This window comes from Kitasatospora sp. NPDC041988, assembly GCF_055588525.1.
The window spans coordinates 420105-429063 of the sequence record NZ_JBVJCO010000001.1 but is presented as its reverse complement, the minus strand read 5'-3'; the positions used below and the strand labels follow the sequence as shown (position 1 = coordinate 429063).

General features: G+C 72.0%; 5 protein-coding genes. 2 read left to right on the top strand and 3 right to left on the bottom strand.

The features are described from left to right. Window positions 1–176 precede the first annotated feature (176 nt). The 3 genes from ACZ6NC_RS01780 to ACZ6NC_RS01770 all read right to left on the bottom strand — a co-directional run bounded on the left by ACZ6NC_RS01780 (window position 177) and on the right by ACZ6NC_RS01770 (window position 4097). Window positions 177–1208: an ABC transporter permease gene (locus tag ACZ6NC_RS01780; protein WP_465727865.1), complete on the bottom strand. Its 1032-nt coding sequence runs from the start codon at window positions 1206–1208 to the stop codon at window positions 177–179. Then, window positions 1205–2848, bottom strand: a complete 1644-nt coding sequence (locus ACZ6NC_RS01775) for a sugar ABC transporter ATP-binding protein (RefSeq protein WP_465727863.1) — start codon at window positions 2846–2848, stop codon at window positions 1205–1207. Before ACZ6NC_RS01775 ends, ACZ6NC_RS01780 begins: the two co-directional genes overlap by 4 nt. Window positions 2849–3056: 208 nt before the next feature. After that, window positions 3057–4097 carry a substrate-binding domain-containing protein gene (locus ACZ6NC_RS01770; protein ID WP_465727861.1) on the bottom strand — a complete coding sequence of 347 codons (1041 nt, stop codon included), beginning with the start codon at window positions 4095–4097 and terminating at the stop codon, window positions 3057–3059. Window positions 4098–4484: 387 nt separating this feature from the next. Here ACZ6NC_RS01770 and ACZ6NC_RS01765 point away from each other — a divergent pair, with 387 nt between their 5' ends. Further along, window positions 4485–6578: an alpha-galactosidase gene (locus ACZ6NC_RS01765; protein WP_465727859.1), complete on the top strand. Its 2094-nt coding sequence runs from the start codon at window positions 4485–4487 to the stop codon at window positions 6576–6578. An 80-nt stretch (window positions 6579–6658) separates the two neighbouring features. Further along, window positions 6659–8821 carry an NPCBM/NEW2 domain-containing protein gene (locus tag ACZ6NC_RS01760; RefSeq protein ID WP_465727857.1) on the top strand — a complete coding sequence of 721 codons (2163 nt, stop codon included), beginning with the start codon at window positions 6659–6661 and terminating at the stop codon, window positions 8819–8821. Window positions 8822–8959 lie beyond the last annotated feature (138 nt).

The following is an 8959-nucleotide window of genomic DNA, read 5'->3' as shown; positions in this document are numbered from 1 at the left end:
CCTCCCCCTTCCCCCCCCCCCCCACCCCCCCCCCTCCCCCCCCCCCCCCCCCCCCCCCCCCCCCCCCCCCCCCCCCCCCTCCCCCCCCCCCCCCCCCCCCCCACCGGCATGGGCACCGTCCTGGTTACCGGCATGGGCACCGGCGTGGGCACCGGCATGGGCACCCGCCGGGCCGGCTAGCCGGGAAGGCCCACGGCGCGGTCGCCGCTGCGGCGCTGCTGGACGACCACGGCGGCCACCAGCAGCGCGCCCTGGGCGACGTTCTGCCAGAAGGAGTTGATGCCCTGGACGGTGAGGCCGTTCTCCAGCGCGCCCAGCAGGGCGACGGCCAGCAGCGTGCCGCCGATCCCGCCCCGGCCGCCCTTGAGTGCGCTGCCGCCCAGGGCGGCGGCCGTGATCGCCTTCAGCTCCAGCCCCTCGCTGCCGGAGACCGGCTGCCCGGAGCCGGTGCGGGCGGTGAGCAGGATGCCGGCGACGGCCGCCACCACGCCGATCAGGGCGTACACGGCGACCAGGTACTTGTTGATGGCGATGCCGGCCAGCCGGGCGGCGGTGTCGTTGCCGCCGATCGCGTAGAGGTTGCGGCCGATGTCGGTGTACTTGAGCAGCACGTGCACGGCCAGGGCGGTGAGGATCAGGATCCAGACCATCACCGGCAGGCCGGCGATCTTGCCGCGGCCGAGGAAGACGAACACCCCGTCGTTGAGGACGTAGCCCTGCGCCCGGCCGTCCGAGACCAGCTGGGCGAGGCCCTTGTAGGCGGCGAGGCCCGCGAGGGTCGCGATGGTCGGGTTGACCCGGCCGTACACGATCACGGCACCGTTCACGATGCCGACCAGCGCGCCCACGCCGACGGCGGCGGCCATGCCGGCGAAGGCGTTGGACCCGGCGGAGGTGAACGCCATCGCGCTGACCACGGAGGCCAGGCCGGCCTGCGATCCCACCGAGATGTCCAGGCCGCCGCAGATGATCACCACGGTCTGCACCACGGCGAGCAGGCCGGTGATGGTGGCGGCCTCCGCGATGACCTGGATGTTGGTCCAGCTGAGGTAGTTGTCGTTGAGGGCCCCGAACACGGCCAGCACCACGGCGAGTGCGCCGACGAGGCTGAGGTTCTGGCCGCCGATGCCGGCGAGCAGGGAGGCCGGGCGGGCGGGGCGGCCGTGCGGCGCACCCTTGAGGGCCGGCGGGGTGGTGGCGGTGGTCAAGAGGATGCTCCGGGAGAGGTCGTGCCGGTGATGTCGTCGGCCATGGCGAGTTGGAGGACGGCCTCCTCGGTGGCGTCGTCCCGGCTCAGTTCGCCGGTGACGCGCCCGCCCTGCATGACCACGATCCGGTCGGCCAGGCCCAGGATCTCGGGCAGTTCCGAGGAGATGACCAGCAGGGCGACGCCCTCCTCGGCGAGGTCGGCGATGATCCGGTAGATCTCGGCCTTCGCACCGACGTCGATGCCGCGGGTCGGTTCGTCGAGGATCAGCAGCTTCGGACGGCGGGCCAGCCAGCGGGAGAGGACGACCTTCTGCTGGTTGCCGCCGGAGAGCTTGCCGACCTCGTGCTCGACGGACGGGGTGCGCACCCGCAGGCGCTCGGCGTACTGCCGCGCGAGGTCGCCTTCGGCCGTCCGCTTCACGAAGCGCAGGCGGCGCAGCCGTTCCAGGACGGCGATCGAGGTGTTGTCCCGGACGGAGCGGTGCAGGAAGAGCGCCTGGGCCTTGCGTTCCTCGGGGGCGAGGGCGAGGCCGGCCCGGATCACCCGGCGGGGGCTCCCCGACGGCAGTGGCCGGCCGTCCAGGGTGACGGTGCCGCCGCGCACGGGCAGGTCACCGGCGAGGGCGAGGGCCAACTCGGAGCGTCCGGCGCCGATCAGGCCCGCCAGGCCGACGATCTCGCCGGCGCGGACGGTCAGGTCGACGCCGCGCACGTGGTCGGTGGTGACGCCCCGGGCCGCCAGGACGACGCGGTCGGTGGCGACGGTGCGGCGCACGAACAGGGCGGACAGGTCGCGGCCGACCATCTGGCGGACCAGTTCGCCCTCACTGGTGCGGTGCGCGTCCTGCACGCCTGCCAGGGCGCCGTCGCGCAGGACGGCGATCCGGTCGGCGAGCCGGAAGATCTCCTGCATCCGGTGCGAGACGTAGACGACGGCGATGCCCTGCTCGCGCAGGCGGCCGATGAGGGCGAACAGGGCCTCGACCTCGTGCTCCGAGAGCGAGGAGGTCGGCTCGTCGAACGCGATCAGTTTGGCCTCGCCGGTCAGGGCGCGCAGGATCTCGACCAGTTGGCGCTGGGCCGAGGTCAGTTGCGAACCGAGCAGGTCGGGGTCGAGGACCCCGGCGAAGCCGAGCCGGTCGAGGTCCGCGGTGATCCGGCGGCGCAGCTCGGCGCGGTCCAGGCGGCGGCCGGCGGCCCGGGGCAGGGAGCCGGCGTAGACGTTCTCGGCGACCGAGACGTGCGGGATGATCTCGGGTTCCTGCGGGATGATCCGGATGCCGAGGGCCCTGGCCCGGGCCGGGGAGCGCAGTTCGACGCGCCGGCCGTCGAGGAGGACGTGGCCCTCGGTGGGCCGGTGGTCCCCGGTCAGGATCTTCAGCAGCGTGGACTTGCCGGCGCCGTTCTCCCCCATCAGCGCGGTCACCTTGCCGGCGGGGAAGTCGAGGGTGACACCGGCCAGGGCCTGGACGGCTCCGAAGCGTTTGACGACACCTTCGACGCCCGTGGTGCCGGCTGGCCGCGGGTCGACGGACGGGCCGGGATCGGCGGGCGGCCGTTTGGCAGGTGGCCGGTCGGCGGGTGGCCGGTCGGCGGGTGGTCGGGGGCCGCCGGCGTTGGGGCGGCGCACTCTGCTCACGGCTGGGTCACCTCGGGGGCGTCGAACGGGTCGGGCTTCGTACGGGTGGGACGTCGTACGGATCGGCCTCGAACGGGTCGGGACTCGTACGGGTGGGACGTCGGTCGGGTCGGCCTCGTACGGGTCGGGCGTCGTACGAATCGGCGTCGTACGGGCGGGGAACCGGGTGGCCGCCGGCGTGGGCTGGCGGCCGCCCGGTGACGACCGGTCAGGTGCAGGTGACCCCGGCGCTCTTCCAGGTGGCGGCGTCGACCATGGTGGTCTTGGCGAATGCCTCGGCGGGCATGTCCTTGCCGTTCTTGAGCTTGTCGTACATGGTCTGGACGGCGAGCGCGCCGACGTCCCGGCCGTTGATGAACAGCGCGGCCTTCATGCCGGAGGGCTGGGTGCCGCTCCAGTCCTTGCAGGCGAGGTAGGCGCCGAGGCCGACGCCGGCCACGTTGTCGGCGCTCACGCCGGCGTTGCGCAGGGCGGTGACGCCGCCGTGCACGTTCTCGTCGTTGCAGCCCCAGACGACCCAGTGCTTGACGCCCGCGTTCGCGGTGACGGTCGCGGCGACCTTGTCCTGGGCGCCGGTGGGGGTGTTGTCGGTGGCGACGTCGATGGTCTGGACCCCGGGGGCGACGACGCCGAAGGCCTCCTTGGCCGCCTTGACCCGGTCGCCGCAGACGGTCACGTCCTGCTTCCAGGCCGAGATGACCCGGGTGTCGGCGGCGCTCCAGCCCGCCTTCGTGTACTCGTCCGCGGCCCGCTTGCCGACCTCGGTGCCCATCTGGGCGCCGCTGAAGCCGACCCGTGGGACGAGGTCGCCCTTGGCGCAGACCGACGGGTCCGGGCCGGTGGCGCAGACCTGGTCGTCGGAGGTGAGGAGCGCGATCTTGGCTTCCCGGGCGGTCTGGACGACCTGCGGCCCCACAGCCGGGTCCGGGACGACGACGATCACCCCGTTGGTCTTCTGGGCGATGGCCGCCTGCACCTCGCTGACCGTCTTGTTGGCGTCGTTGCCGAGGTTCACGACCTTGAGGTCGATGCCGAGCTCCGCGGCCTTCGCCTTGGCGCCGGCCGCCTCGCCGACGAAGTACTCCTGGTCGCCCTGCTTCTGCAGGTAGGTCAGCGAGACCTTCCCGCTCACCGGGGCGACCGAGGCAGCGCCGGTGGTGGACTCCTGGCCGGTGGAACAGGCGGTCGTGGTCAGGCCGAGGGCGAGCAGGAGGCCGGCGGCGGCACGGCCGGTGGTGCTTCGGGTCATGGGGGAAACGCTCCTTTGTGCCGGTCGGGGACCGGTACCGGCACGGGTGGGGATCGAGGGTGCGCCGAGCAGGCCAGGACTGAGTGCATGTTCAATAAGCGATCAGAACCAAACGGACTTCAACGCGATGTGAAATATCACATGGTTCACTGACCTCGCGTCAAGCACGCTGTCACACCGAAATCAACCTGTGACATGCCGCGGCGCACGGCGGTGCCCGCCGTGCCACCCGGGCCGAGTGGCCGTCATCGGCGGCTCCGTGCAAGGCACTTGAGCCCGGCCCGTGCGTGTGTCTATGCTGCGTTGCTTTCTGTTGGGACTTCAAACAGAAACCAACGGCAGCGGACTGCCGATCCCCCACCCCCACCTGCGCACTCTGGAGCGCCCATGCGGATACCCCTGCCCCGCGCACTGCCCCGTGCCCTGCCCCGCGCCCTGGTCGCGCTGTCACTCGCGGCGACCGGGCTCGGCACCGTCGTCCTCGGTGCGGCCGCCCCCGCGGCGGCCCTGGACAACGGGCTCGCCCTCACCCCGCCGATGGGCTGGAACTCCTGGAACACCCTGGGCACCGGGGTGACCCAGGAACAGGTCGTCCAGACCATCGACTTCATGTCCGCCAACGGGCTGGTCCAGGCCGGCTACGACACCGTCACCATCGACGACGGCTGGTCGCTCGGCCACCGCGACGGCCAGACCACCGACCTGGTCAAGAACTCCTACGGCGCGATGCAGCTCTACGACGCCAACCGCAACCCCGTCAGCGGCACCGACGGCACCGGGTTCGACCTGACCACCGGCCACCTCGTCCCCGACCCGGCGCGCTACCCGGCGCACACCGTCAACGGGCAGTCCCTGAACGGGATCCAGTACCTGTCCTGGTACGCCCACAGCAAGGGCATGAAGTTCGGCCTCTACGCCACGGACACCTACACGACCTGCCAGGGCCGCCCCGGCAGCCTGGGCCACGAGTCCACCGACGCCGCCGACTTCGTCGCCTGGGGTGTGGACTTCGTCAAGTACGACGACTGCCCGTACGGCCCGCAGATCATCGGCCCCGACGGCCACAACTACTGGACGCAGGGCGAGGGGAGGGAGCTGACCCGGTCGATCTACGCCCGGGTGCGCGACTTCCAGCGGGCACTCGACTCCGCCTCGCAGTCCCAGGGGCGCCCGCGGGTGGCACTGAGCGTCTCCGCGCAACCGGTGCACACCGGCGTCCCCTACCTCCTGGCCTCCGACGACCCGGCCCGCACCGACCCGGTGGTGGTCGCGGCCGGTACGCCCGCGAACGAGGCGCCCGGCTACGCCCCGACCGGGGTCTGGTGCGGGCAGGTGGCCAACCTCTGCCGGATCGGCGGCGACCGCGGCCCGGACCTGGAGGGCGTGCTCTACAACGGCCAGCTGCAGACGGCCCTCAAGTACCCCGGCAACGCCCGGCCGGGCAGCTGGAATGACATGGACATGATGTTCGCCGGCTGGCGGAACCCGTACGGCGTGTACGGCCAGACCGACACCTGCCCCTGCCACAAGCCCATGTCCCTGACCGAGTCGCGCAGCGAGATGTCGATCCTCGCCATGATGGCCTCCCCGCTCATCTCCGGCGCGGACCTGCGCACCGCCGCGAACTCCCAGCACACCCGGGACGGCCTCACCTGGTCCACCGGCATCACCGCCGACCAGCTGGCCGTCTACAAGAACACCGAGGTCATCGCGATCGACCAGGACCGGCTGGCCAAGCCCGCCACCCTGGTCGGCGCCCCGCCCAACAGCAGGACGGCGCCGGTCGTCCTCAAGCGGCAACTCGCCAACGGTGACACCGCCGTCCTGCTGATCAATCAGGACCCGGCCGGCTACCGGACCGTCTCCACCAGCCTGGGCGACCTCGGCCTGACCGGGCCCGGCTACTCGGCGAAGGACCTCTGGACCGGCGCCACCGGCAACGTGACCGGCAGCTTCAGCGCCCAGGTGGAGCCGCACGGCGTCGCCCTCTACCGCCTCAAGGCGCTGCCCGGCACCATCCCGGCGACGGTGGTCGGCGACGGCCGGTACCACGGCATCAGCGCCGGCGGCACCGGCGGCCAGGCGCTGGAGGTCCAGGGCACCTGCAGCGCGCCCGACGGCTCCCCCACCGACGTCAACACCTGGTGGAGCTCGCACACCTCGGAGCAGTGGAACTTCGCCCCGAACGCCGACGGCACGGTGCGCATCACCGACAACTGCTACACCGGCACGCAGAACCACGGCACGCTCACCGGCCCCGGCACGCCCGGCCAGCCCGCCCGGGTCCAGAACGCCTACGACGCCGGCAACCCCGCCCAGAAGTGGCGCGTCGTCCAGAACACCGCCACCGGAGCGCTGACCATCACCAACGTCGCGACCGGTCTGGTCCTGGCCGCCCCGCAGGCCACCGCGACCTCCCCGGTGGTCCTCAGCCCGTCCGACGGATCGGCGGCGGGGCAGTCCTGGAGCCTGCTCTCCTGACCTCCCCGCCCTCCTGCTCCCCGGCTCCGGCATGTCGCCGGAGCCGGGGTCCTTCCCAACACACCCTCTCTGGAGGACCTTTGCGCTCCCCCAGCACCTCGCAACCCCGCCGCACCCCTCCGCCCCGCCGCGCCTCGCAGCCCCACCGCGTCGCGTCGGCGCTGACGGCCCTCACCCTGCTCACGGGCGGCGGCGCCCTCGCCGTCGGACTCCAACTCGCCACCGCGCCACCGGCGCTGGCCCTGGACAACGGGCTCGCCCTCACCCCGCAGATGGGCTTCAACAACTGGAACTCCACCCACTGCGGTGCCCAGTTCAACGAAGCCATGATCAAGGGCATCGCCGACCTCTTCGTCAGCAAGGGCCTCAAGGCCGCCGGCTACCAGTACGTCAACCTGGACGACTGCTGGGCGCAGCCCCAGCGCAACGCTGCGGGCGACCTCGTCCCCGACCCGGTCCGCTTCCCGAACGGCATCAAGGCGCTCGCCGACTACGTCCACGCCAAGGGTCTCAAGTTCGGCATCTACTCCAGCGCGGGCGACCACACCTGCGATGTCCAGGGCTTCCCCGGCGGCCTCAACCACGAGCGGCAGGACGCCAGGCTCTGGGCCTCCTGGGGCGTCGACTACCTGAAGTACGACAACTGCCACAACCAGGGCATCGACGCCCAGGCGCGCTACAAGGCGATGGGCGACGCCCTGAAGGCGACCGGCCGCCCGATCCTCTACAGCATCTGCGAGTGGGGCAGCACCGGCCCGTGGAACTGGGCACCGTCGGTCGGCAACTCCTGGCGCACCACCGGCGACATCAGCGACACCTGGCAGAGCATGATCTCCATCGCCCAGGCCAACCAGGGCCTGGCCGGCTACGCCAAGCCCGGGGCCTTCAACGACCCCGACATGCTGGAGGTCGGCAACGGCGGTATGACCGCGACCGAGTACCGGACCCACTTCAGCCTCTGGGCCGAGATGGCCGCGCCCCTGATGATCGGCACCGACCTGCGCACCGCCGAACCGGAGACCTTCGAGATCCTGACCAACACCGACGTGATCGCGGTGGACCAGGACCCGCTGGGCCGGCAGGGCTCCGTGGTCTCCTCCGAGCAGGGCCTGGTGGTGATGTCCAAACCGCTGGCGGACGGCGGCCGGGCCGTCACCCTGACCAACGAGGGCTCCTACGACGCCACCATCACCGCCACCGCGCAGACCCTCGGCATCGGCGGGGCGGACTCCTACACGGTCAAGGACCTGTGGTCGAAGAAGGCCACCACCGGCAACGGGACCGTCAGCGCCACCGTGCCGGGGCACGGTACGGCGATGTTCCGGGTCACCCCGGGCTCGCCCGTCCCCCCGCCGACCGGGGTGACCCAGCTGAGCGACCTCCCGTTCGCCTCCGTCTCCAACTTCTGGGGCCCGGTCGAGCGCGACCGCACCAACGGCGACCACGTGGCCGGTGACGGACAGGCCATCACCCTCCGCGGCCGGTCCTACGCCAAGGGCCTCGGTACGCACGCCCCCAGCGAGGTCGCCTTCCACCTCGGCGGCACCTGCAGGAACCTGGTGACCGACGTGGGGATCGACGACGACGCCTACGGCAACGGCTCGGCGGTGTTCCGGATCTACAAGGACGACACCCTTGTTGCCGACAGCGGCACGCTCACCGGGAAGGACCCGGCCAAGCACCTCACCGCCGATCTGACCGGCGCCACCACCGTCCGCCTGGTGGCCACCGACGCCGGCGACGGCACCGGCTACGACCACGCCGACTGGGCGGGCGCACGGATCGCCTGCGGCAGCGGCCCGGCCGCAGGCACCCACCAGCTCTCCGACCTCCCCTGGTCCTCAGCCGGCAACAGCTGGGGCCCGGTCGAGAGGGACATGAGCAACGGCGACAACCAGGCCCGGGACGGACAGACCATCACCATCGCGGGCACCACGTACGCCAAGGGCCTGGGCGTCAACGCCCTCAGCGAGGTGGTCTACTACCTCGGCGGGTCCTGCTCCTCCCTCACCACCGACGTGGGGGTGGATGCCGAGGCGAACGGCCGCGGCAGCCTCTCCTTCGAGATCTACAAGGACTCCACCAAGGTCGCCGACAGCGGCCTGATGACCGCGAGCTCCGCCGCCAAGCACCTCACCGCCGACCTCACGGGCGCCGACGAGCTGCACCTCGTGGTCACCGACGGCGGCGACGGCACCAACAGCGATCACGCCGACTGGGCGAACCCCGTCCTCACCTGCTGACGTTCACCACTGCCCGAAGGCGGGGTGCCGGGCCCGGTTCTGCACCACGCCCATTTCGGCCTTTGTCATCCCCGTCCGTCCACAGGCCGGGGGGGTGGGGTGATTCCTCCGCGGGGAGAGGTGGGAAAAGCCCCAGTT